At 71.9% G+C, this 23,549-nt stretch carries 17 protein-coding genes and 3 pseudogenes; 9 read left to right on the plus strand and 11 right to left on the minus strand.

All coding sequences use genetic code 11. The features are described 5' to 3' along the window. Nucleotides 1-137: 137 nt before the first annotated feature. Nucleotides 138-2,429 carry a hypothetical protein gene (locus tag ACFVX9_RS00080; RefSeq protein ID WP_387979453.1) on the minus strand — a complete coding sequence of 764 codons (2,292 nt, stop codon included), beginning with the start codon at nucleotides 2,427-2,429 and terminating at the stop codon, nucleotides 138-140. 309 nt (nucleotides 2,430-2,738) lie between these two features. Here ACFVX9_RS00080 and ACFVX9_RS00085 point away from each other — a divergent pair. Next, nucleotides 2,739-3,184: pseudogene (locus ACFVX9_RS00085) on the plus strand (RNA-guided endonuclease InsQ/TnpB family protein); the annotation flags it as partial. Nucleotides 3,185-4,494: 1,310 nt separating this feature from the next. Here ACFVX9_RS00085 and ACFVX9_RS00090 read toward each other — a convergent pair. Further along, on the minus strand, nucleotides 4,495-4,920 hold the full coding sequence (locus tag ACFVX9_RS00090; protein ID WP_380478598.1) for a hypothetical protein: 426 nt from the start codon (nucleotides 4,918-4,920) through the stop codon (nucleotides 4,495-4,497). Between the two features lie 359 nt (nucleotides 4,921-5,279). On the opposite strand from ACFVX9_RS00090, the gene ACFVX9_RS00095 reads away from it, so the two are divergent. Then, on the plus strand, nucleotides 5,280-5,573 hold the full coding sequence (locus ACFVX9_RS00095) for a hypothetical protein (RefSeq protein ID WP_387979456.1): 294 nt from the start codon (nucleotides 5,280-5,282) through the stop codon (nucleotides 5,571-5,573). Nucleotides 5,574-5,654: 81 nt separating this feature from the next. Here ACFVX9_RS00095 and ACFVX9_RS00100 read toward each other — a convergent pair whose 3' ends face one another. From ACFVX9_RS00100 to ACFVX9_RS00110, 3 genes are read right to left on the minus strand one after another with little or no spacing between them, the layout of a single operon-like run. Then, a complete protein-coding gene (locus tag ACFVX9_RS00100) occupies nucleotides 5,655-7,895 on the minus strand; it encodes a hypothetical protein (protein ID WP_387979459.1) in 2,241 nt (746 codons plus the stop codon). 30 nt (nucleotides 7,896-7,925) lie between these two features. Next, nucleotides 7,926-8,546 carry a hypothetical protein gene (locus ACFVX9_RS00105; protein ID WP_387979462.1) on the minus strand — a complete coding sequence of 207 codons (621 nt, stop codon included), beginning with the start codon at nucleotides 8,544-8,546 and terminating at the stop codon, nucleotides 7,926-7,928. Between the two features lie 2 nt (nucleotides 8,547-8,548). Further along, nucleotides 8,549-8,776 (minus strand): hypothetical protein, encoded by a 228-nt coding sequence (locus ACFVX9_RS00110; RefSeq protein ID WP_380377794.1) that lies wholly within the window; start codon nucleotides 8,774-8,776, stop codon nucleotides 8,549-8,551. A 283-nt stretch (nucleotides 8,777-9,059) separates the two neighbouring features. Between ACFVX9_RS00110 and ACFVX9_RS00115 the strand changes: the two genes are divergently transcribed. Genes ACFVX9_RS00115 through ACFVX9_RS00125 form a run of 3 tightly spaced genes read left to right on the plus strand, consistent with a single transcriptional unit; the run spans nucleotide 9,060 to nucleotide 15,318 of the window. After that, complete coding sequence (locus ACFVX9_RS00115; protein ID WP_387979465.1) at nucleotides 9,060-12,101, plus strand: LodA/GoxA family CTQ-dependent oxidase; 3,042 nt, start codon at nucleotides 9,060-9,062, stop codon at nucleotides 12,099-12,101. Nucleotides 12,102-12,121: 20 nt separating this feature from the next. Next, entirely contained in the window at nucleotides 12,122-13,363 is a 1,242-nt protein-coding gene (locus ACFVX9_RS00120) for a tryptophan 7-halogenase (protein ID WP_387979468.1), read from the plus strand. A gap of 32 nt (nucleotides 13,364-13,395) precedes the next feature. Further along, on the plus strand, nucleotides 13,396-15,318 hold the full coding sequence (locus ACFVX9_RS00125) for a hypothetical protein (RefSeq protein ID WP_387979471.1): 1,923 nt from the start codon (nucleotides 13,396-13,398) through the stop codon (nucleotides 15,316-15,318). Between the two features lie 412 nt (nucleotides 15,319-15,730). Here the strand turns inward: ACFVX9_RS00125 and ACFVX9_RS00130 are convergent, their stop codons facing one another. The 4 genes and pseudogenes from ACFVX9_RS00130 to ACFVX9_RS00145 all read right to left on the minus strand — a co-directional run bounded on the left by ACFVX9_RS00130 (nucleotide 15,731) and on the right by ACFVX9_RS00145 (nucleotide 18,838). Next, nucleotides 15,731-16,588, minus strand: coding sequence for a siderophore-interacting protein (locus ACFVX9_RS00130; protein ID WP_387979474.1), 858 nt, complete (start codon nucleotides 16,586-16,588; stop codon nucleotides 15,731-15,733). Between the two features lie 407 nt (nucleotides 16,589-16,995). Beyond that, nucleotides 16,996-17,490, minus strand: a complete 495-nt coding sequence (locus ACFVX9_RS00135) for a hypothetical protein (protein WP_380377778.1) — start codon at nucleotides 17,488-17,490, stop codon at nucleotides 16,996-16,998. 470 nt (nucleotides 17,491-17,960) lie between these two features. Continuing rightward, nucleotides 17,961-18,160, minus strand: a pseudogene (locus tag ACFVX9_RS00140) (DUF1768 domain-containing protein); the annotation flags it as partial. Nucleotides 18,161-18,193: 33 nt separating this feature from the next. After that, the gene (locus tag ACFVX9_RS00145; RefSeq protein ID WP_387979477.1) at nucleotides 18,194-18,838 is read right to left on the minus strand and encodes a hypothetical protein; all 645 of its coding nucleotides are present in this window, start codon (nucleotides 18,836-18,838) and stop codon (nucleotides 18,194-18,196) included. A 523-nt stretch (nucleotides 18,839-19,361) separates the two neighbouring features. On the opposite strand from ACFVX9_RS00145, the gene ACFVX9_RS00150 reads away from it, so the two are divergent. Next, nucleotides 19,362-20,537: a protein-L-isoaspartate O-methyltransferase gene (locus tag ACFVX9_RS00150; RefSeq protein ID WP_387979480.1), complete on the plus strand. Its 1,176-nt coding sequence runs from the start codon at nucleotides 19,362-19,364 to the stop codon at nucleotides 20,535-20,537. 144 nt (nucleotides 20,538-20,681) lie between these two features. Further along, nucleotides 20,682-21,230 carry a hypothetical protein gene (locus ACFVX9_RS00155; RefSeq protein WP_387979483.1) on the plus strand — a complete coding sequence of 183 codons (549 nt, stop codon included), beginning with the start codon at nucleotides 20,682-20,684 and terminating at the stop codon, nucleotides 21,228-21,230. A gap of 82 nt (nucleotides 21,231-21,312) precedes the next feature. Here the strand turns inward: ACFVX9_RS00155 and ACFVX9_RS00160 are convergent, their stop codons facing one another. Together ACFVX9_RS00160 and ACFVX9_RS00165 are read right to left on the minus strand one after the other, a co-directional pair. After that, a complete protein-coding gene (locus ACFVX9_RS00160; RefSeq protein ID WP_387979485.1) occupies nucleotides 21,313-21,897 on the minus strand; it encodes a hypothetical protein in 585 nt (194 codons plus the stop codon). Further along, nucleotides 21,795-22,526 (minus strand): hypothetical protein, encoded by a 732-nt coding sequence (locus tag ACFVX9_RS00165; protein ID WP_387979920.1) that lies wholly within the window; start codon nucleotides 22,524-22,526, stop codon nucleotides 21,795-21,797. The genes ACFVX9_RS00160 and ACFVX9_RS00165 overlap by 103 nt, the downstream gene beginning before the upstream one ends. On the opposite strand from ACFVX9_RS00165, the pseudogene ACFVX9_RS00170 reads away from it, so the two are divergent. Together ACFVX9_RS00170 and ACFVX9_RS00175 are read left to right on the plus strand one after the other, a co-directional pair. After that, nucleotides 22,443-22,835: pseudogene (locus ACFVX9_RS00170) on the plus strand (WD40 repeat domain-containing protein); the annotation flags it as partial. The gene ACFVX9_RS00165 and the pseudogene ACFVX9_RS00170 overlap by 84 nt on opposite strands. Beyond that, nucleotides 22,836-23,096 carry a hypothetical protein gene (locus ACFVX9_RS00175; RefSeq protein ID WP_387979910.1) on the plus strand — a complete coding sequence of 87 codons (261 nt, stop codon included), beginning with the start codon at nucleotides 22,836-22,838 and terminating at the stop codon, nucleotides 23,094-23,096. The last annotated feature ends 453 nt before the right edge of the window (nucleotides 23,097-23,549 follow it).

Genomic DNA, 23,549 nt, shown 5'->3' on the forward strand with positions numbered 1-23,549 from the left:
CGGGGGAACATAGAAAGCCCTGAGCCTGCGCGACATCGACATGCCTGGAGGGGGCTAGTGCAGGGTCAAACACATGGGGGGGGGGTCTCTTGTCCCCCCCCCCGCCGCGGTACGGGGTGCGAGGTGCGCGGTGCGGGCTACTTCTTGGCCGGTGCCTTCGGGACGGCGTTGTACGGGTTGTGGTGGTGGTCGCCGATGTGCAGCTGCTCCTCCGGCGCGCCGGCGAGCTTCGGCAGGACGTGGGTGCCGGTCGGGTCGGTGATGACGATGGCGTCGCCGTCGCGGCGCACGTCGTGCGGGGAGCCCTTGGCGTAGGAGGCGAGCTCCGCGCCCGGGCCGGTGGGGGTCGAGTCAGCCACCGTGCCGAACACGTTCGTGGGCAGCGTGAGTGCGGTAGCCGTCGCGCCGAGCGTGGTGTTCGCGGACTGCTCGCCGCCGTACGCGGCACCGAAGGTGGCGCCGCCGGTGACGGTGGCGCCGGCGGGCACGGTGACCGGCACGGCGGTGCCGGAGGTCCCCTGGAGGGTGACCACGCCGCCCTGGATGTAGCCGGTGGCCGAGCCCGTGTTCTGGGCCTGCTGCCAGCCGGCCTGCTGCTGGAGGACCGTGCCGGAGTCGGTGAGGGTCTGGTTGACCACCGGGGTGTCCGCGGTGAACCAGGTGCGGTAGGTGGACAGGATGCCGGCGAGGGTCTGCAGGGCCAGCTTGTCGTCGGTCAGGTTGGACTGGTGCATGAAGAAGGGCCGCGGGTCGTTGGACAGCACGTATCCGAGGGTGATCCTGACCTGCAGCGGCAGGACGTAGCTCGACCAGGCGCTGTTCGGGTCCAGCGGTGCGATGCAGGTCGTGGTGGCCGGGTTGGCCTCGCAGTTGCCGCTGCCGCCGTTCGCCTTGGAGGTGTAGAGCCAGTTGTACTCGCTCACCTCGTCGGCCTGGGTGGAGACGTTGTAGAACACGTTGACCGGGTGGCGCGGGGTGCCGAGCGCGGAGGCGATCTGACGCTGCCCGCTCTCGCGGGAGGCGTCGACGCCGAGCCACTGGATGTTGTCGGCGCTCAGCGCGGCCAGGAAGTTCGGGTTGTCGTCGGGCTGCTGCGGCAGCATCACGGTGCCGGAGTGTTCGCCCGCGACCAGCTCGTTCGGCCGGAACGGGAGGCCGTTGGCCTGGGCGAACTGGATGTTCTGGGTGATCTGGGAGCTGATGGTGGGCTGGTCGACGTATTCGATGGCGCCCGAGGCGTCGGTCTGGCACCGCCAGGGGATCACCGAGAAGTCCTGCACGCAGCCCAGGAACGGGTGGTCGTAGGTGTGGTTGACCCACCGGAAGCTGTTCTTGTTCGCCAGCAGCGCGTCGCTCAGCGGGTCGTCGCCGCCCTGCTCCTGCTGGTACTCGACACCCGGGCCGGCGTTGAACAGGAAGTCCAGGGTGTAGCCGTTCTGCTGCTGCCAGTTCACCGTGTCAGTGACGTCGGAGGCGGCCATCCGGATGGGCGTGGTGTCCGGTACGCCGGCGGCGCAGTCGCCTTCGCCCGGGGTGCACTTGCCGCTCTGGCTCCAACGGGAGTTGGCGTTGAACAGGTCGTCGATGTGTGCCGAGAAGTAGTTGCGCCAGTAGCCCAGGTGGACGCCCCGCGTCACCCAGTCGACGATCCCGTGCGCGAGCAGCCGGAACTGCTGCTGGTCGTAGTTGTACGCGAAGGTGAGGACCAACTGCTGGCGGCCGCTGCTGGTGTAGACGCCCGCGAGCACGCCCTGCGTCGAGGTGCCGGGCACCGTCTCGGTGAGGAACGGTTCGAAGTGCGAGCCGGTGGCCGGGTTGTCGGGCACCGGCGTGGCCAGCGCGCCGTACGAGCCGCTGCCGCCCGCGGTGCCCTCGAACGGCACCGGGCCGTTGAGGTAGCGGAAGGCGTCGGCCCGGGCGGAGGAGGACGCGGTGGCGGTGGTCGCGTCGAGCGAACCGGTCCACGCGGGCGTGTTCAGACCGGTGTTGGTGCCCGGCCACACGTAGGAGTCGACCTGTCGGACGTGGTAGGCCTGCTCATAGCCGGTGAGGGCGGAGAGTTCGGCGGTGGAGAGCCGGCTCGGCGCGTCGTTGGGCAGGACGACAGCCTCGAAGTGGCCGTGCGGCGTGCCGTCGGCCAGCGCGTCGGCGAGGAAGGACGCCGTGAGAGTGGCGCGGTTGCTGCTGGTGAGGTCGACCACGGTGGTCGGCACACCCTCGGAGACCAGTTGCTTGTGGATGCCCTCGACCCACGGGTTGCCGTCGGTGACGACGAGGACGTTCAGGTCGACCCGGGAGGTCGCGGCCGCGGCCGGGACGACCGTACCGAGGGATATCACCGCGCCGGCCACGACCAGCGCGATCAGCGGCAGCGCGCGGAACGGCGTTCGGCCCGCGCGCGGGGCAGAACGAAGTTTCAGGAGTCTCATGGCGCCCACCCTGGCGCAGCGGGCGGTCGCTACGGCCGCGTTCCGACAGACCTTGACCGATCGATGGCGGGGTTTTTGGAAACGGTTCTCGTTTCGGAAGCCTCCCCGTAACCGGCCTGCACACCTACGGCCCTGAGGCCCGGTCAGAACCGGACGCGCCGGGCGGGCCGGGCGCACCGGGCGGACCGCGGCACCGGGGGTTGTCTGCGGCGGTGCGTATCGTCCGGGGCAACAGGCGCCACAGGAGCGAGAAGGAAGGGGCGGGAATGGACGAGGTCAGGCCGGGGACGCGCGAGTACCTCGACGGACGTGCGCCGCCAACGGCTCGACCACGCCCACAAGGCCGCCCTCGGGCTGGTCCGTGAGCACGACTTCATCGCGCACGAGGACCTGAAGATCCGCAACATGCTCGCGGCCCCCGTGCCGAAGCCCGACCCCGACCAACCCGGCGTCTTCCTGCCCAACGGCGCCGCGGCCAAGGCCGGACTCAACCGCTCGATCTCGGATGCCGGCTGGGGGGTGTTCCTGACGATCCTGCACGCCAAGGCTGAAAGCGCCGGACGGGAAGTCATCGCCGTGGACCCCCGCAACCCTCCCGCGAGTGCCCTGAATGCGGGCACACCGCGAAGGAGAACCGGCCCACTCAGGAGAAGTTCCACTGCGTCGCCTGCGGCCACCGCGCGCACGCCGACACGGTAGGAGCCATCAACGTTCTACGGGCCGGGCTGGCCCGTCGCGACGCCCGCCAGGGTTAACGAGAAGCCCCGGCGTTTACGCCGGGGAGGAGTCACTCGCGCACGCTAACAGGTGGTCAACCCAGCCGATGCGGCGCCCCGAGACAAAGCCCCAGGGCGGTGGGCACCGCCGAGACGATCGGCGGCAGGCTGGCTGGCGAGTTCCTCGCCAGCGACCTCACCGAGTAGTTTCTCAGCATCGACAACCCCTTCGTCGATGGATTCGGGCAGCGGACGATCCCTCCGTCCCTCTCCACCCCGGCGGAGGAGACCTCTCCACCCGGCACGCAACTGGCCGATAGGGCATCGCCCCCGACTCGGTGAAGGAACGCTGTCACACGCGGGATGAACAACCCCCGCCAGCGTTGAGGAGAGAGGCTTCAGGTGAACAAACGCAACCGAACCCTGCCCCTGGCCAGGACTGTCGGTGTCATCTCACCGGTCCTCCTGCTCCACAACCACACCCCTTGGTGGGCGATCCTGCTCCTTGCCGCACCAGCCGGGGCCTGGACCGTACTCAACGCCGTCCTCCCCCAGTCCTCACACGACCGGCTGGAATGGTGGCGGGACCGCCGTCGCCACCAGCGCCTGCGAACAGCCCGCCGGGCCGGCGCGCCCTCGGAAACCCGCAGGCAATCCTGACCGACCGGATCAGGCCGGGAGCGGGCCGGCCATGGACGGGCGTGTCCCGCCACGGCAGGCCCGCTGACGGAACACCAACAGCCCGGCAGGGCGCAGCAGCCCACAGGCGCGCAGGGAGCACAGGGAGCACAGGGAACGCCGACAAGGACATCACGGAGTGACTGCCGATGGAAGACGAGGTCCGAGCAGTCTCCGTGCCCGGCAGCGACCACGGCGCCGAACGGAGCAGCAGCCGGGCCGGCCGTCCCCGCACAACCTCCTGCGGTGTCGGCGCCGACATGCGGGACAGGAAATTCTCCTGTCCTGGAGGTCTGAACGAGGTTACCCGGGCGGGAGCGCACCGAAGAATTTCCGGTCCCGGCGGAACCGACGGGGTCGGCAGGGACGGCGGGCCTCACAGAAATCGGCATCACCGAACCCGCCGACGCCGTGCTCCCCCACGCCATCGACACGGACACGATCCACACCGGCCCGGTCCGGACCGGAGCGCGGAGACAGGGAAGCCAGTGAGTGCGCACACGGTGAGGTGGCGTCGGCGCCGTCATCAGACCCAGCGTCGGCCTACGGCCTTCGCTCTCCTCAGCTGCGTACATTTGAACGCCCCCTGACCTGTGCCAGGGAACCTGGACCGCGTGTCACCGAAGGTAGGCCGACGGCGGTTTGCGCCAGTGGTGACGGACCACCGCAGATCAGTTGTTCTGTCGTAGGAGTGAGAGTCGCCGTTGGGCCTCGTCGCGAACCCCTGAATCTGCGTCCGACGTCAGCGCCTTGAGTTGCCGGATGAGCTCGGCCAGGCCGTTGCCGGTCATCCAGCGCGGGTCACAGTCAAGTTCCGCGCTGAGCTGGTCAGCGGTTCCCTGGTCGGTCGCGTTGGCTCGGGCGGCGAGCACGGCGCGTAGACCCGGTAGGTCCTCACGTGCCAACAGGGCCACGGCTGTCTCCGAGGTCACTGCGGTGTCTTGAGCGTCGAGCAAGAGGCGGTGAAGGACATCGGCGACGTCCTCGATCTGAGGTACTGCCGCCAGCCGACGCCCTGCAGCGGCCCTGACACTCCATGAGGGAGAGTCCGCGGCAACGAGCGAATCAATCGGCTCTCGATCTTGGAAATCTTTCATGTCACCAGCGTGCCAGGAGACGTCTCGACTGCGGTGGTCCATCTTCACTGTCACAAACCGCCGCCGGTCCAGGTTTCCTGGCACAGGACACCCCCAGCTGTTAAGCAGTCTCCCGACGATTGACTGGTCTCATCGAAGGCAGTCGACCTGGGCAGCGTGACCAGCGCGGACTGGTTTGACTGAGACGACAACCTCCAGGTCGCCCGCCCTGCCTCCGCTGGTTGACGTGGGGGCGACTTGGTCCGTTGAAACGAGCTGGCGTCCGACTGCCTTCGATGAGAGCGGTCAGCGATCACCGGGCCGGGGCCCTGCGGCTCGCACCGCACCGTGATGAGCACGTGGTGTGTGCCGGTGGAGACATGGTCCTGGGCGCCGGTGAGATCGGTTTCCGAGAGGGGTCCGGGCGGTGGGCGGTCGACGAGGTCGGTAACCAGTCGACCGACTACTGCCCGGACGTCAGCTCGCGGCCGGCCGTCGCCGACGCCCTGGACCGGGCCGGGGTCGTTCGTCCGTCCGGCTTCACGTACGAGGTGGTGTTCCGCCGCTGCCCGTCCTGCCGGCAGCTCAACATCGTCCGCGAGGAGGACTTCGTCCGTGTCTTCTGCGACGAGGCCCTGCCGCAGGGGTGGAACGCCGACCGGCCCGGACCCTAGACGAAGCGGCGCGTGAACGCGGTGCGGGAAGGGGGCGCGGTGCGGGAAGGGGACGCGAGGGCCGGGGGTGGTGAGGTACCGTCAGTCATTTTCCTGGTCGGGCGCGGGCTCGGTGAGGCCCTTGCGGCAGTGGCCGTGGCCGGGGTGCTTGTGGCAGTAGGAGTCCTTCTTCTCTCCCACGGTGATGGTGGCCTTGGCGGGTTCGCTGACGATCGGGTTCCCGTGCGGGTCGGTGGCCGCCGCGAACGCCACGTTGGTGATGTCGCAGCCCTTCTCGCCGCCGCCGCGGTTGTGGGCCGTCTTGCAGGCTTCGATGTCGGCCAGGGTGATCGTGTAGGTGCCGTGGCAGGTGGTGCCGGCCCCGGGCGTCAGCGTGGTCGCGGCGCAGCTGACGTCGGCGATGCGGTCGTCGTCGACCAGCACGCCGTGCAGGTCGGTGCTGCCGGTGTTGGTGACCGTGTAGGAGTACTCCACCGTGTCTCCGACGGCGAAGGGGCCGCGCGAGAGGACCCGCTTCTTCAGGGTGAGGTGCGGCGCCCCGATCGGCAGCGTCAGCTGGGTTTGCGGGGACGTGACCGGCTGGCCGTTCGCCGTACCGGTGGCGGTGGCGGTGTTGGTGACGGAGCCGGCCGTGGCGTCGTTCTCGGTGATCGTGTACGTGCCGTGGCAGGTGGTGCGGTCGCCCGGGCTCTCCGCCGGGGCGAGCGTGGTCGAGGGGCAGGTGATGTCGGTGACGTGGTCGTCGGTCACGTGGAGGCCGGTCAGCTCTGTGCCCCCGGTGTTCTGGACGGTGTAGCGGAAGGTGACCGTCTGCCCGACCGTGTAGGGGCCGGGCGTCTGCGCCTGCTTCTCGATGGCGAGGCCGGGCGGCCGTTCGATCGGCACGCTCTGCGAGGACGGCGGCGAGGAGACCGGCTGGCCGCCCGAGGTGCCGGTCGCGGTGGCCGTGTTGTCGATGGAACCGTGGGTCACGTCGGCGGTGGTGACGGTGTAGGTGGCGGTGCAGGTGACCGTATGGCCGCTCGCGAGCGTCGTCGTGGGACACGAGACCGGGCCGACCTTCGGGTCGTTGACGGCGAGGCCGGTGATGTCCGTGGCACCGGAGTTGGTGACCACGAAGTCGTACGGCACCCGTGTCCCGGCCACCAGGTCACCGGGCAGCGGCTGCCGGACCTGCTTGACGAGGTTCAACTGCGGCAGCGGCTGGTTGCTGCTCACCACCACGTTGCGGATGAGGTGCACGTCGGTGAACAGGCCGGTGGAGGCCGCGAACCCGAACTTGTAGGTGGCGGGCACCGGTTGCGGAGCGGGCGTGCTGAGCACCTGGTGGGAGCCGGTGCCGTCGTTGAAGTCGACCGATACGGTGAGCACCGGGGCGGGCGTCGGGGTGAGCTCGACATGGACCCGGCGGCGCGAGGGTTCGAGTGCGCTCTCGGCCTGGGCGGGGGTGGCCCCCGGGGGCAGCGCGGTGAGCGGCCCTTGCAGGGTGCCCGGGAGCGTCGACGGCCAGGGTGCGGTGGTGCTGAAGTTGCTGGTGGTGGCGGTCAGGAAGCAGTAGCCCTCGATCCCGTCGCCCGGGCCGCGCACCGTGACCATGTTGGCCCCGGGACCGGGGACGCGGAACGCCGTCCCGGCGGGCGAGCGGGTGGGGCAGCCGTTGCCGCGGTGCTCCCAGTCGCCGAAGTAGTTCCCGAGGACATCGAGCCCCACGCCCAGGTAGCCGCGGTCGACACCGGGCAGGAAGGTGGCGGTGGGGTCGTCGTCGGGAAGCTTCTGCGCGTACCCGAGGCTGCCGCCGAAGGCGCCGGGGTGGGCCAGCGCGCCGTCGCCGTTCACCAGGAAGAACGAGATGCCGTCAGCGGGGTTGGCCGGGGTCGTGCTCCCGTACTGCCACTGGTCGAAGGTGACATCGAGGCCCTGGTTGGCGGGCAGCGCGTTGTTGTAGAGGACCGCGCCGGCCTGGTCGTTGGACGCGTCCGTCAGCCGCAGATAGCCGTGCGGCGCGCCGTCGGGGGGCGGCACCGGGCCCACGCCGCCCGGGCAGCCGCCCAGCGGATGGTCCCCGGGGCCGGGCGCGGCGGCAGCCGGCGCGCCGGTGAGACAGGCCGACCCCACGCCGGTGAACTCCGGGGCGGTGGCCTGGGTGAACGTCTCGCTGACCAGGGGCGAGCCGCCGGCCCGTGGCTGCGCCTGGGTGCCGGTGTCCAGGCACAGGGGCATTGCGGCGCCGACCATCAGGGCCAGGGCCCCTGCGGCGAGCCGGGCCGTCCGGACGCGCCGCGGGCGCTGCCCAGGAGGCGCCGAGTGCTGTTCATGTGTCATGTACCCACGTATAGCAGTCACTCTGAGTATTCAGAGTGAAGACAGGCTGTTATGAAATTGCCCTTCGGTGACTCCGCTGATTGCCGCGGGGGCGCTCGCGCGGGCGACAGGGCCCGATCCGGCCGCGCGGGGACTTGAAGCATCAGCGGTGCATTCCTCACTGCCATGAGGAGACCCGGGCCAGGACGGAGACATCCCAGGCTTCGAGAGTGTCCTCGAACTGGTGGTCTCGGCGGGCGCTTTGGTGGTGTGCACGATCCGGTCGCAGACTCGGCAGACGGCGGAACCGCTCTGCTGCCACCAGCGGCAGGTGGAGCGGACGGCGCACGGGGGAAGCGGAGCGTCCGGGTCGTCCGCGCCCACCTCGTACGCGGCATGGGCCACCGCGTCGCCGAGCGAGCAGCGGGACCCTTCCCACTGGCCGCACGCCGCTTCGACGCAGGGCCCGGCGAAGCGGAACCGTGCCTCGGGCGGGCGCAGACCGGGGGCGGAGGCCCGGGCCGTGAACTCGGCGTCCACCGTCAGCGGCGGGCGCAGTGCGGCGACGGTGCCGTCCTGCCGGACGATGCCGAGCAGTAGGTGGCCCGGGGCGCACAGGCTGCTCGGGCAGGTCGCCCCGGCTCGGGCCGGGCCGGCCTCGGTCTCGGTCACTACTACTCCTGCTCCATCTGCAACCCGATCGGCCCCGGCCGCTTCAGCAGCGCGTCCACCGCGTCGCCGGCAGAACCGGCCCCGCCGAGCGGCACCTCGCGCAGCGGCGGCGCGAGGTCGAGCTCGGCGACCTGGTCGAGGACGAGCCTTCGCACCGTGTCCCCGATCCGCTGCAGCACGTCCCCCTCCAGGTCGCCCTGGACGGTGACGCTGAATCCTCTTCCGGTCATGGACCTTCCTTTCCTCGGGGCAGTCGGCCGGGCCGACCGGGCCACTGACGGCGCCGGTCACCGAAGACGCTGCCAGGGGGACCCCGGGGCGGGCGAGCGCTGCTGGCCGGTTGGAGTGAGGCGGCGCGCAGCGGGCCCGCCGCCTGGTCGTTTCGGGCGTACGTCGGCGCGCAGCCCCTCGAAGGTCTGTGCACGATTGACCGGGGTCCGGAAGCCGCGCGACGTCGACCGAGGTGCTCCACCGGCCTGGACCCCTCCACCAGCGCACCGACGGGAGCACAGCATGACCGGGACCCCCGAGCCCTTCGACGACACCGCGGGGCTGCCGCCCCTGCCCGGCTGCGCCGAGGACGCGGCCGGCGCACTGAAGCAGATGTTCGTGGACCTGACCCAGGGCGTGCGGATGGCCCGCGGCCAGGACCCCGTCAAGCGGCCGGTGTTCCTCAAGCCGCACGGCGTGGCCCGTGGCACGCTCACCGTCGCCGACGACCTGCCGTCGGACCTGCGTGTCGGGTTCCTGGAGAGCGCCCGCACCCAGGCCGGCGGCCTGCCCGCCTGGGTGCGGTTCTCCAGCGACACCGTGCCCGGCGCTCCCGACCTGAAGACCACCCTCGGCGTCGGCATCAAGCTGTTCGGCGTGCCCGGCCCGAAGCTGCTGGAGGGTTACGCCGAGGCCGGCACCCAGGACCTGCTGCTGCAGAACTTCGACGTCTTCTTCGTCGACACCGCCCAGGACATGTGCGAGTTCACCAAGGCCGGTGTCATCGACGGAAGTTACGACAAGTACCTGGAAGCCCATCCGGTCACCGCCGGGATCCTCGACGCGATGGCCACGTTCGAGCAGAGCGTGCTGACCGCCACCTACTGGGGCGTCCTGCCCTACGCCTTCGGACCGGACCGCTTCGTCAAGTACAAGCTGGTGCCCGCCGGTTGCGAGCCGGCCGACCCGGCGGCGACACCGCCCGACGAGGACCCCGCCTACCTCGGCGCCGACCTGGTCCACCGGCTCAAGGCCGGTCCGGCGGCCTTCGACCTGATGCTCCAGTTCCGCACCGACGACGAGAAGATGCCGCTGGACCAGGCGACGGTGCGGTGGGAGGAGTCCGAGAGCGCCCCGGTGAAGGTGGCCCGGCTGACCTTCCAGCAGCAGGACGTCACGGCCCGCGGCCAGGCCGCGTACGGCGAGAACCTCTCCCTCAACCCGTGGCACGCTCTCGCCGAGCACACCCCGGTGGGAAGCATCGCCGAGGTGCGCAGGACGGTGTACCTGGCCTCGGCCGAACAGCGCCGCGACGTGAACGGCGTCCCGACGGCCGAGCCCGGCCCCGCCCGCCCGCAGATCACCCCGCCGGCGGCCCGCGACACCCGGATCGTCCGGGCCGCCGTGCACCCGGCCATCGGCGTGGCCCGGGTCGGCGACAGCACGATGGACGACTTCGTCCTCGGCCCCGAGGTCGACGATCCGGCCCCGCTGCCGGTCGGGAGCTACAAGGACGTCACCGGCGCCCTGAAGCGCCAGGGCGTCCGGTTCCGGGTGTACGGCTACAACGCCGCCGGCGAGCCGGTCGCCGAACTGACCGCCGACAACGCCGACCTGCGCTGGACCGTACACGTCGCCAACGCGAAGGCGGCCTGGTACCAGTTCCAGATCGCCCTCGACATCCCGGAGGCGAACCAGGCCGACGACAGCAACCTGCGCAACCCCAAGATCCAGGCCGACCAGCGCACGGACCTCCTGGTCATCGACCCCGGCCCCCGTTCGGTGCGCGGCCGCAACCGCTCCGACAAACCCGAGTACCGCTTCGACACCGGCACCTTCATGGGCAAACCGGTCTACCTCGGGGAACTGCGCACCGACGACGGCGGCCGGCTGGTCTTCCTCGGCGGCCACGGCGTCTCGGCCTCCTCCACCGGCACCCCCGCCGACACCTTCGCCAACAACGACGGCTGGTACGACGACACCTCCGACGGCCCGGTCACCGCCGAGGTGAGCATCGACGGACGGCCGATCCCGGTCGAGCCGGCCTGGGTGGTGACCGCGCCCCCCAACTACGCGCCCGAACTCGCCTCGGTGCGCACGATGTACGACCTGGTGCGCGACTCCTTCTTCAGCGCCGGGCAGCTCCCCGAGCCGCAGCAGGTCTCGTTCACCCGCGACGTGCTGCCCGTGCTGCGCCGGCTGTCCGGCCTGCAGTGGGTCAACAAGGGCCTGTCCACCCAGTTCGGCTTCGGCGGGCGCGAGTACCTCCTCGACCCCGCCCGGGTCGCCGCGCTGGCCGACCCCTCGCCCGTCCAGCGGGAGCTGCGCCGGCAGATCTGGCTCTCCGTCCGCGACTACAACCGCGACGGCATGTCGCCGGTGCCCTGGCCTGCGGTCTACGGCGATGCGATGAACCTGCCGCCCCAGTCCGTGCGCCAGCACATGACGCTCTCCGCGCTGCAGTACCGCCTCCTGCAGCGGTGGGCCCGCGGGGACTTCGCCGACGACTACGACCCGACGGCCGCGCCGCCCGCCGCCCTCGACGACGTCCCGTTCGCCGAACAGCCCGGGACCCTCGACCGGGCGGCCCTGTCGTTCTGCCTCGCCGATGCCTTCCACCCCGGCTGCGAGCTGACCTGGCCGATGCGCCACATCACCCTGTACAGCAGCCCGTTCCGGGTGCGGCACCGCGACCCGCTGGCGCCTGCCCCGCCCGACTACGGCCAGACGCTGACGCCGGAGCTCGCGCTCTCCCTCGACGGCCCGCTGCACGCCCAGGGCCCGGGCGGCCTGACCCGGTGGATGGCGGTGCCGTGGCAGACCGACACGGCGAGCTGCCGGTCGGGCTACGAGTACAGCGTCTCGCTCGGCTTCGGCCCGTACGACCCGTACCTGCCGACCTTCTGGCCGGCCCGGGTGCCCAACCACGTGCTCGCCGAGGAGGACTACGAGGTGGTGATGGACACCACCCGCCCGATCGCCGACCGCCTGGCCGCGTTCCAGAACCGGCGGACCTGGCTCCGTTGGCTGCCCCGCGACTACATGGCCGCCATCAACGCGATGGTGCAGGACTTCGGCAAGCTCGGGGTGGTCGAGCGCCGGGTCGGCCCCACCGACGACCCCCGGCTGCCGGCGGAGGTCCTGGTGGAGTCCGAGGTGAGCTTCCCGGCCGAGCCCGCCCCGCCGGCCGGGCGCAACCTGATGACCGTGCACGTGGACCGCGGCGCCGACCCGGCCCTGGGCGCGGCCGCGCTGGCCACCGCGGCCACCATGGCGGACGCCCCCGACGAGGAGGTCTCGGTCGGGTTCATCGACAAGGTCAAGCGCCTGCGGCCCAACCGGTGACCCCTCACCCGCCGGTTCGCGTGCGCCCGTCCGGTCCGGTCGACGCCGTGGTCGCGGGCGGCGGACCGGCGGGCGCCGTGGCGGCGCTCGTCCTCGCCCGGGCCGGCCACCGCGTCACGCTCCTGGACGGCGGAGGCGGCCGGCACCGGCCGGGCGCCGCGTCGCCGGCCATGTCCCCGGTCGCGTCCGCCGCTGTCTTCTCCGCCCGACCCGTGTTCAAAATCGGGGAGTTCCTGCCGCCCGCCGCCCGGCCGCTGCTGGGCGATCTCGGGCTGCTGGAGGCCTTCCTGGCCTCCGGTCACCCCGTCTCCACCGGCACGTACGCCGCCTGGGGATCGGCCGCGCTGCACGGCCGCAGCCACCTGTTCGACCCGTACGGCCACGGCTGGCACCTCGACCGGCTCCGCTTCGACGCCTTCCTGCGGGACGCGGCCGTCGCGGCCGGTGCCGAACTGCGGCAGGCCACCGTACTGGACCGGCTCGACGACCGTCTGACCGTCCGCGAGCCGGCCACCGGCGCCGTGACGGAGCTGTCCGCCCGCTGGACGGTGGACGCGACCGGCCGACGCTGTGTCATCGGCCGCCGCAACGGCCGCCGCTGGCGGCAGGACCGGCTCGTCGCCGCGTACGTCGTGTTCCCCGACCGCCACCCGTCGCGCCCTTCGCGCCCGGGCCAACCGTCGGACCCGGGGCAACCCTCGGACCCGGCGGACGCCGAGGCCCGCACCCTGGTGGAGGCGGCACCGCACGGCTGGTGGTACACCACCTGGATCCCGGCCGGGCGCCTGGTCGCCCATCTGACCGACGCCGACCTCGCCACCCCGTCCCTACGCACCCCACAGGGCTTCTGGCAGGCGCTCAGTCGCACCGTCCACGTCCGGCGCCGCCTGACCGGGCACGGTCCGGCCGCGACACCCGTGCCGCGCTGGGCGCCGGCTCACGGCCTGCGGCTCACCCCGGCGGCCGGGCCCGGCTGGGTGGCGGCCGGGGACGCCGCCCTCGCCTTCGACCCGCTCTCCTCGCAGGGCATCCTCACCGCGCTGCACACCGGTGCCCGCGCCGGACGGGCCGTGGCCGACTGCCTCGCCGACGGGGGACGGACGACGGCAGCGCTCGCCGACTACACGGCGTTCCTGGACGGGATCGCGGCGGCCTACCGAAGAAATCACGGGTACGCCTATACCCAGGAGCAACGTTGGCCCCTGAGCCCCTTCTGGCGCCGCCGCCGTACAGGCGAACGGCCCCTGAGCGGCATAGCCTGAAAGGGCCGGAACGCTCGTCCAAGGAGTCAGCCATGACGACTCAGACGCTCGCCGTGCTGGACGCCACGGAGGTCACCCAAGCCATTCAGGACCTCCAGCACAGCGTCACCCTGATCGCCGGCAAGGTCACCGTGATCCGCGCCTACGTGAGCGGCGCGAGCGGCCCCGCCACCGGCGTGAACGGCACCGTGACCCTGCTCCGGTCACCCACCGACACCCCGATCACCGTTTCCTCGGCCAATACCGTCTCCCTCGATCCGACCGCGCCCAAGGACGTACCCACCCGTCGAGCCGACGCCGGCCTGAGCCTCAACTTCGTCGTGCCGAGCGCACTGACGGCCGAAGGGGCACTCAGCGTGAGCTCGATCTCCCTGACCGACACCATGACGGGCGCCGATGTCCCGTTCAACACGCCGCCCGGCGCCACCGCCGTCTGGTTCACGCAGTCCCCGCCGCTCCGGGTCCGAGTCCTGGGGCTGCGCTACACCATGGGCAACCCGCCCGTGACCTACACCCCGCGGGACATCGACTACACCTTCCTGATCAGCTGGCTCAAGCGCGCCTACCCGGTGGCCGACGTCATCGAAGCGCCGCACACCATCATCGACGTCACCGCCACCCCGCCGTTCCAGTGCACCGACACCAACGCCCAGCTCGCCGCAATCCGCGCGCTCGACATCAGCGCCGGCGGTGACCGGCGCACCCACTACCTCGGCCAGGCGGCCGACGGCGGGTTCTTCATGCGCGGATGCGCCTCCGGGGTGCCCGCCACACCCGACCCCACCACCGTCGCCTCGGCGCCGTGCGGTGCCGCGACGTGGGGCTGGGACTTCGACGGCACGTACGCCGACTGGTACGGCGGGCACGAACTCGGCCACACCTACGGCCGCAAGCACCCCGGATTCTGCGGAGAGTCGAAGGACGACCTGCAGAACTACCCGTTCCAGAACGGACAGCTGGCCAACGACGCGAACAGCTACGCCGGCTTCGACGTGGGCGACCCCCAGCTGAACCTGCCGATGGCCGCCCGGCCGGGGGTGCCGTGGCACGACGTCATGACCTACTGCAACTCCCAGTGGCCCTGCAGCTACACCTACGAGGGCATCCGCCAGCGCCTGCTGGCCGAGGACTCCCTCGCAGCCGGCGCCCCGGCGCCGACCCCGGTGGCTCCGCTGCGCGAGGCCGCCCACGAACTGAGAGTCACCACACGAACCGGCGGCCGCCCCGACGACCGGTTCCCGCAACTCTCGGTGACCACCGCGGCGGCCCCGATGCCGGCGGCCGACGAAGCGGCACGGGGAGCGGGGCCCGACACCGGGCAGCTCGTCAGCGTGATCGGGACCGTCAACCTCACCCAGCGCGCCGGTGACATCCGCTTCGTCAATCCGGTGTCGGCCGCGGCCCGACAACCGGCCCAGCCGGCCCCCGCCGGACGGGCCGGGCAGCCGGACGGCGCCGGCCCGGACGGCGAGGTGCCGGTGGTCCTGCGGATCCAGCAGGCAGGCGGTGCACCCCCGCAGGACTTCCCGGTCACGGTCAAGCTGTCGTCGGACCCGGAGCCGGGGCAGGACCGCACCGGACTGGTCGACGCGGTCCTCCCGGTGGGGGCCGATCCGGCGTCCGTCGAACTGCTCGTCGGAGGGCAGGTCGTGGACACCTTCCGCCCCGGAGCCCCGGCCCCGGCCCTGCGCGGCGCCCGTCCGACGACGGCGCAGGACGGGAACGTCGGGCTGGCCCTGGACTTCGGCCCGGCCCCGCAGGACGGTCAGACCTTCGCGACCCAGGTGAGCACGGATGGCGGACGGACCTGGCAGACCGTCGGGGTCGGCCTGAAGAACCCGACGATCACGATCGACCACAGCCAGTTCCCCCCGGGGACACAGGTTCAGGTCAGGGTCATCTCGACCAACGGCTTCACGAGCACGACATCGGACATCCAGAGCTTCCAGGTGTGAAGCCGCCCTGCCGCCGCCCGGCTGGACTGCGCGCACCCGGCCCGGGATCGATCCCCGCACCAGGTGGACGGCTGCGGTCTCCAGCACCCTTCGGGCCCGTCGGACATCCCGACGGGCCCGAGCGGAGAGGGACCGTCAGGTTGAAGCCGAACTCCGCCAGGTCGAGTTGCAGCTCCTGACCGCCGAAGAACCCGAGCGCCGCCCTGACCAGCCTCAGGCCCGTCACGAAACCGGCGGCCGTCGCCTCCACCCGCGCTCCGAGCAGCGCCGTGCCGCCGGCCAGGACCGCCTCCCCGTCGGGTGTGTACTCGACGAGTTCCGCGTTCCGACGGTGGCCGTCGCCGGCGAACTCGCGCAGGGCGACCACGGTCTCCGCGTCCACGCAGCACGGGCGGCTACCCGGCGGCGCGGATCAGCCGGTCGACTCCCGCCCGGCCTGCTCCTGCTCGGCCTCCACCTGGGCGTTCCACTCGCGCTTGGCCGCCCGCCAGGCCTCGTCGCTCTGACCTGACCGCCAGTAGCCCGAGACCGACATCCGCTCGCGCGGGATGCCCCGCTCCACGCGCAGCAGGCGCCGCAGTTCCTTCACGAAGCCTGCCTCGCCGTGCACGAACGCGGATGCCGCGCCGGCGGGGAATTCCAGCGCGCACACCGCCTCGACCAGCGCCTCGCCCACCGGGCGCGCGCCGCGGTGCAGCCAGCTGATCTCGGCCCCGGCGGGCGAGACGATCTTCTGCTCCTCCGCGGCGTCCGCGACCTCGACGAAGGCGTGCACCACGGCATCGGCCGGCATCCGTTCCAGCGCCGCGGCGATCGCGGGCAGCGCGCTCTCGTCGCCCACCAGCAAGTGCCAGTCGGCACTCGGGTCGGGGGCGTAGCCGCCGCCGGGGCCCAGGAAGCGCACCGTCTCGCCGGGCTGTGCGCGGGCCGCCCATGGCCCGGCCAGGCCCTCGTCACCGTGCACCACGAAGTCGATGGTCAGCTCGCGCAGGGCCGGGTCCCAGGCCCGCACGGTGTACGTCCGGGTGATCGGCCGCTGCTCGGGCGGGAACTCCTCGCGGATCCGCGCCATGTCGAAGGGCTCCGGGTAGCTCACACCCTCGGGCGTGAAGAGCACCTTGACGTAGTGGTCGGTGAACTCGGTGGCGTCGAAGTCCTCCAACCCCGCACCGCCGAGGACCAGGCGCACCATGTGCGGTGTGATCCGCTCGGTGCGCAGCACCTGTGCTTCACGGGCCTGCGGTGTCCGGCGGGTCGGCTGGTCTGCCATGGTGCCCCCCTGGGCTGTGTGATCGCGCTTCTTGGTTAGGCTTGCCTAAGTTAGCACTCTTGAGGCGGTGCTCGACTCAGGGGCGGCAACCGATCCCCATTCCGTCCACGACCGGGAACGTGACGCCTTGGCAGCCCTGCCTCGGGTCGCGGACGCAGCAAGGGCGTGCGGATGCCGCCGCGGCCGGCGCGGCGCAGCCAGGCCGCGCCGCGCCGCGCGCCGGCCGGGAGCCGACGACCGAGGTCGCCGCCCGCAGAGGTCCACTCAGAACCGGCGCGCTGTCCGAGACGGTTCCGACAGACCGCCCGGGTGGACCTGACGCCCGATCAAGTCGCAATCGCGGTAGAACGGATGGCGGGCGGCGACGGCGAGGAGCGCGACTTCCGCACGACCGGTGCGGTCGGGCCTCAGGCGCGCCGCACCACGAAGGTGACCTCGGCGGTGTTCCCCTTGCCCCCGATCACCTCGCACGTGAGGCCCGCGCCGACAGTGCACTCGTTGATGTTCGACCCGGCATAGGGATTGCTCCAGTGGATCAACCCGTTCCAGGTGTCCACGCCGAAGCTGATCTGCCCCTCGGTGCCCGTCAGGAACCCGCACGACTCGGTCTTCCAGCTGGGGGCGACGTTCGGCAGGATGTAGCTCGGGGGCAGGGGGCTGCCGGCGGTCCAGCACCCGTGGGCCAGGGTGGCCGAGCCGAGGTAGAGCATGCTGCTGGTCTGGTTCGACAGGGTGACCTTGGTGCTGCGCACCGCGTAGCCGGCGGACGCCGTCGGGGTGGCCGACTGCGCTGTTCCGGCGCTGGGGGTGGCGGCCTGCGCCGCGGGAGCCAGGGCCAAGCCTGCGCTCAGCGCCAGGACGGCGGTCAGTACGGAGGACTGGACAACACGCTTCGAGGTCATGGCAGCCAACTCTCGATCGGAGGGTGGTCAGGTACATGTCTCAACGGGATGGCGGACCTCGTTGGTTCACCAACCGCCACGACGTACGGGAATGAGGGCCTGTGTGAGGTTGTGACCAGCCTTGTGGTCCCCCCTCCTCCGAGAGCGGAACAGGTAAGACCATTGGTTGTGACGCGTCGGCAACTCGCGGACGATCAGCGGACGATGATCGAGCCCCACCTGCCGGTCGGCAGGTTCAACCCGCACCCCGAGCGACTGCGGGAGCGCTCGGGCCGGTGTGCCAGCACCGCAGGCCGGCAACGCCACGACTCGCGGGAGTTCAACAGTCGTACCGGTGGATCGTGGGCCAGCGGGGGCAAGCACGGCAGACGAAGACGTAGACACCACCCACGTCGCCCATGGCCATCCCGTGACTGCCGCCCTGCGCAGTATCGGACAGCTCCCGGCCGGAGCCGGGCTGCCCTGCCACGCCCGGGCCCTGTCACCAGCACCCGAAGCGGTGCGTCCTTTCTGTCCATGTCGCCCAGCGCGTATCGGCGCTACGAGGCGCCGGGATGGCCAGGAACGTCTCCCGCACCACGGTCCGGTTCTCCTCGGTCCGATTCTTCTCGGTCCGGTCGGCGAGGAAAGCGTCGACGGCGGCCAGGCAACGGCCGGTCGAGTCGGTCCGAACGGTTCGCGCCGGCCGGGGCCGGGACAGGCCTCACGGGCCGTCCCGCCCGTCGCCCGGTTGCGCTGCGTCCCGAGGGGGCGGTGGCGTCGCAGGAGGGCTGGGCGAAGCGGCGGGAGAGGTGGTCGCCGGACCGCGCGCGATGCGGGCGCGGTCGTCGTGCGGCAGGACGACGAGGTACTGCTGGTCGGTGTCCTCGACGCGGGCCAGCGTGACGGAGGTGCCGGCCGCCGCGAGCGCCTCGGCGGCCGGGCCGGCCGCCTCCGTCATCCGGTCGAGCCGCGCGTAGGACCGGGTGAGGTCACGTGCCGGGCCGGTGCCCCAGAACGCGATCCGCGCGCCCCGGCGCAGCGCAGCGAGCAGGTCCGTCCGCAGCGGCCCGTCGTCGGCTTCCTGGAGGAGCAGGTCGTGCAGGCGTTCCTGCCCGCACGGCCGTGACGGCGCCGCCTCGGCCAGCGCCCGGCACTTCCGGCACGAGGCCAGGTCCTGCGGCCGGAAGTGGTGCAGGAAGAACGTCAGGTACTGGCCACGGATCCCGCACAGGGTCCGCCTCCCGTCCCCGGCGTGCCCGACACCGGGCACACCGTTGACCCCGACGAGGGGGAACTCGGCCGGCTCACGCGCCGCCGCGAACGACCAGGCCCCACCCGGCGCTTCGGTATCGGGAGAGTTGATCATGCCGGGCAGCATCCCACGCGGCCGGCGAACTGAGCGAGAGCCGGTCCCGAACCCGGCCTGGAGGATGCCGCCGCACACCGGGCACCAGTACCGCTGCCGGAGAGGCCACCGTTCTTCGCGGGCCTGCTCCGCCGGCAGCACGAGGGCGATGACATGTGCGGCCCACCGCCGCTGACGGCTTGCCGCGGCCCGGCGGGCTCCGTCGCCGTACTTGCGGTGCGGCGAGGCGCCCGGCGGGAGCTGTCTGCGGCACGTCGGGCTCCGGCTCTGCCTGTACCTGGCCGCGCTCCCGGGATGCGCGCGCCCGAGACCCGCACGCCCTCGAAGTGCGACCGCACGCCGTCTACCGGCCGGCGCCGAGCTGCGCCAGGATGGTCGGCCAGTCAGCGTGTACGTGGAAGGGGAGCAGCATGGGCGATCACCAGAAGCCGCCGGCGCCGCTTGAGAAGGGGAGCCCGCCGCCGGGCAACCAGGACGGGCAGGTGCCTCCCGCGCCGCCGTCGGGCGGGAAGCACAAGAAGCCGTGAGCCCCGACGCCGACCTGGTGGAGCGTCGGGTGCGGATGGACGCGGCGATGGAGCAGGGCAGGGCGTGGCCCGAGGACTCGCCGTGGTTGCGCGAGGCCATGGCCGCGCTGCCGCGCGACCTGTTCGCACCGGATCGGCTGTGGCGCTGGGACGAATGCGCCTACGTGGCGATGGACCGCGCCACTGATGCGGGCGGGTGGGCGGACGAGCTGTACCGCGACGTCAACGGCGCGGCGATCACCCAGGTCACCGACGGTCTGCCGTCCTCCAGTCTGTCGGCGCCCGGCGTGGTGGCGGACATGCTGGACAGCCTCATGCTGGAGCCCGGGCACACGGTGTGGGACGTCGGCGGCGGGCAGGGCTGGACCTGTGCTCTGGCGGCCTGGCGGGCCGGACCCGGTCGGGTGGTGTCGACCGAGGTCGACGAGCGGCTGGCGGCGTTCGCCCGCGGGCGCCTGGCGGCCGCGGGGGTCGACGCCGAGGTGCTGGCCGGCGACGCCACCCACGCGGGGCCGCCCGACGGCGCCAGGGTCGACCGGCTCCACGCCACCTACGCCGTCGAGGCCGTCCCGTGGGGCTGGGTGGAGGCGACGAAGCCGGGCGGCCGGATCGTCTACCCCTGGGGCAGGCTCGGCCACGTCGCCCTCACCGTTGCCGACGACGGGCGCAGCGCGACGGGCTGGGTGCAGGGCCTGGCGCAGTTCATGGCCGACCGGCGCGGGCCGGCTCCGACGCGCGGTGACCACGCCACGTACACGGCGGTGCGCGAGGGTGGCGGGCCCGAGGTGCGGCGGGTCGTGGAACGCGATCCGGCGCCGCTGGCCGACGACTGGCACCTGCGCTTCGCGGTGCGGGTCGCCGTCCCGGACGCCGTCGTGCTGACGGGCCGGAGCGAGGACGGCGCCAACGTCTGGTTCCACGACGGCGACCGCTCCTGGGCGGCGCTGTCCGCGGACGGTGACGGGGGCGCGGTGCTGTTCCAGGGCGGGCCGCGGCGGATCGGCGACGAGGTGCTGATCGCCTGGTCCCAGTGGGAGGCGCTCGGCTCGCCGGAACTGTACGACTACGGGATCACCGTCACCCCCGAGAAGCAATGGGCGTGGCAGGGCAGCCCGGGCGGCCCCCGCTGGCCTGTCGCACAGGCCGCCCCGGTCGCCCCGGTCGGACGCTGACCGGGGCACCTGACGGCGGCCCGTACCTGCCTCGACGCCCGTGACTCCGTGCAGCAGGGTGGGTTGCAGGCCGAGGTCCACCTACCGGGCTCGGCGGGGAGGGCGGCCGAACAGTCGGTCGTTCATGGGTGCAGGCTGGTGTCCATGGACAGCGTCTCAGTAAGTGAACCGGTCGGAGACCTCAGCGTGTTGACGTTCGATCAGCTCACCGCGTTCGCCGAACGTCCTGGTCGGCACCGTGGCGAGTTGGAGGGCGTCCGGGAGATCAGCGCCCTGCGCGCGTACCACTCCGAGGATGGTCTCGGACCGGAGGAGCGCAAGCAATGGGCGAAACTGTCCCTGCGGGTCAACGCGCGCCTGCACGGCGACGGCCCTCGGGAACAGGCACGCATGGCCCAGAACGACTTCATGCTCCGAGCGTGGATCATCGACCGCTTCGGTCCCGATGCCCAGGACCCCGACTGGGACCCTGACGTTCTCGCCGCCGACACCCTCGCCGAGCTCGCCCTGAGTCCTGCGAAGGCCGGCGCTCTGGGCGCCCGCTGGCGGGCCCTGCCTGCCGAGCAGATCGGTGAGCTACGCCGCCTCAAGAACCTGACCGGTCACCTCGACCTGATCATCGGACACCTACGCCCCGGTCGCAGTCGCGACCAGCTTCAGGAATGGCTGGCCGTCCGGCCGCTTCTCCCCTGATCCGGGTGGCTGGCAGTCCGACGACGTGTCGGCTGATGCCGACGTCAGGGCAATGTGCTCAGGTCCGCACAAAGGAACGGACTCATGACAGATCGCGGTTCGAGTCTTCCCCGCTCGTGATGTCGAGGGCTCCGTCGTGCAGGACGAAGTGGCGGGCGGCATTGTCATCAACTGTGACGCGGGGATGGCTGGTGCCCTGGAATGCCTCGGTCTGCAACTGGAAGCGGGCAGGGTCGGCGCCTTTCGCGACGCGCAGGCGCCAGAAGGTGCCTTCGGCGCTCTCGGGACGGGGCGGCACGGCCAGGTGCACGAGGGCGGAGGCGTTGTGGTGTGTGCCGTAGCGCGTGTATGCCGAGGCGTACGTGGCCAATCGGAGCTCGGCCTCCGGCGGACCGGGGACCGCAGAGGGGTCCGGAGCGGGCTGCTGCGGTACGTCGGCGACCGGGTGTGTTCGGGCCTGGTCGCGGAGGCCGGCGAGGAGGGCCGGTTGGTGGGCCGTCTCTGGCAGCACCGTGGTGAACCAGTCGGCGAGGGCCGACCCGCCGCGGCGGGCCCAGGTCTCGATCAGTTGGCGGAAGGCGGCTTCGCGGCGGTGGGGCAGGCGGTGCGCGCCTGCGGCGAGGATCGCCGCGCCCGCTCCGGCGAAGGCCCGGTGGAAGTCGCGCACCGGGACCCGGTGAGCGCCCAGGCAGAGCGGACCATGCGGATGTGCAGCATGGCGCGGTGGAGGAGGGTTGCTGCGGCCATGGCGTTGGTGCCCAAGCGCCCCTCCTGCGGGGTGTCGGGCCAGGTAGGTCGGCTGTCGCGGGGTGGTGTGGTCGCATCGGCCCGGTGTCCGGCGGCGGACAGGTGCCAGCAGCGGTCGTCTGGGTGGAGGTCTGCCGTCGCAGCGCGGAGTGTGCCGCGGGCTCCGATGCCGATCGACACCCCGTCCGCTTCCGGTCGAAGGGCTGCGCCCTGGGTGTCATGGGAATCGAAGCGGACCTCGGTGATGTCGCGTAGCCGTATGTCCAGCATGGCGGTCTCGGGAGGCGCGCCGTCGTCGACGGGATAGGAACGGGCCACCGCCAGTTCGAGACAGCCGACGAGCCGGCTGCCTGTCCGCTCGACCTGTCGGAAGCGGACCTCGGCCGACGCCAGCTCATAGTCGGCGGCGAGGATTTCTGCGATCTGCGGCGTCACCGCCATCACCGGGGCCATCACCCGTCCCAGATGGTCACGACCTGGCACGTACGGCTTCGCGGGCGCAAGCAGGTCGTCCAACGAGTGTCCGGCGGCCGAGGCTTGCTCCAGCATCCAGCATCCAGCGCCTCTCCTCACCGAGGCCGGCCATCCACTCCAACGCCGCCCGCGCACGACGCTCGCGCCCGCATCGCGTACTGGCCGTGGCTGCCCGAAACAGCGGGAAGGTGTTGTTGTCCCACACGTCCGCCGCCACGCGGATGGTCTCCCGGTCGAAGCAGCGGGCGTCCGAGGAGGCGTCAGCGATCTGCACCAGCGAGCGATCCAGCAGCGCCCCCAGCACAGCGACCGCGGAACCCCGCCGGCCCGGACGACCACACCCTCGTATCCGGGAGCGCCGACCGCACGGTGATCGTCTGGGATGTGACCAACCCGGTCCAGCCCTACAACCTCGGCGGTACCAGCACCCGGACCGGCGCAATCACCGCGGTCGCCGTCACCCCGGACGGGAAGACTCTCCTGTCCGGCGCCGAGGACAAGATCGTCAACGTCAACGACCTCGGCGCACTCGACGAACTGCGCAACCACGCCCATGCGCTGGCTTGCACACGGGCCGGCGGGGGACTCTCCGCCCCGGACTGGAGGGCCTACGTCCCGGGCTTGAGCTACCAACAGACCTGCTAGGACCTCCGGTCCGAGCCACTGCAATCGGAGCCGGACCTGAACGGCCGGCCGGCCGAACGGCGTTGGTAGTGGCAGGCGTTCCCCGTGTTCCCAGCTGGAACGCTCCGGCTGCCTCATGACTCCACGCCATAGCCCGGACGCGGCCGGGTGGCCGGCCCATGCGGCCGGGAGCCGTTCGTCGGCACCCTGGCATGTTCCGCAGACCCACCGACTGCTCGCCCGCTACCCGCAGGAACGGGATACCGCCGAGATCCGGCGGCCTCCGAACGACGGTCTCAGCCAAGTCGATCCGCCGCCGTGCCTCCGGCGACTGATTGTCGGCGGAGGCTGATCGCCTCCCGGCCAGCAGGCCGCGGAGCCAGGAGGTGAAGTGGCACCACCACCGGCCCCTCCCCCGGTCCTCTCGCTCCTCCCCTCCTCCCCCGGCGCGGACCGGCGCGGACCGGCGCGGAC

This window comes from Kitasatospora sp. NPDC058243 (assembly GCF_042882025.1).
Lineage (GTDB): Bacteria > Actinomycetota > Actinomycetes > Streptomycetales > Streptomycetaceae > Kitasatospora.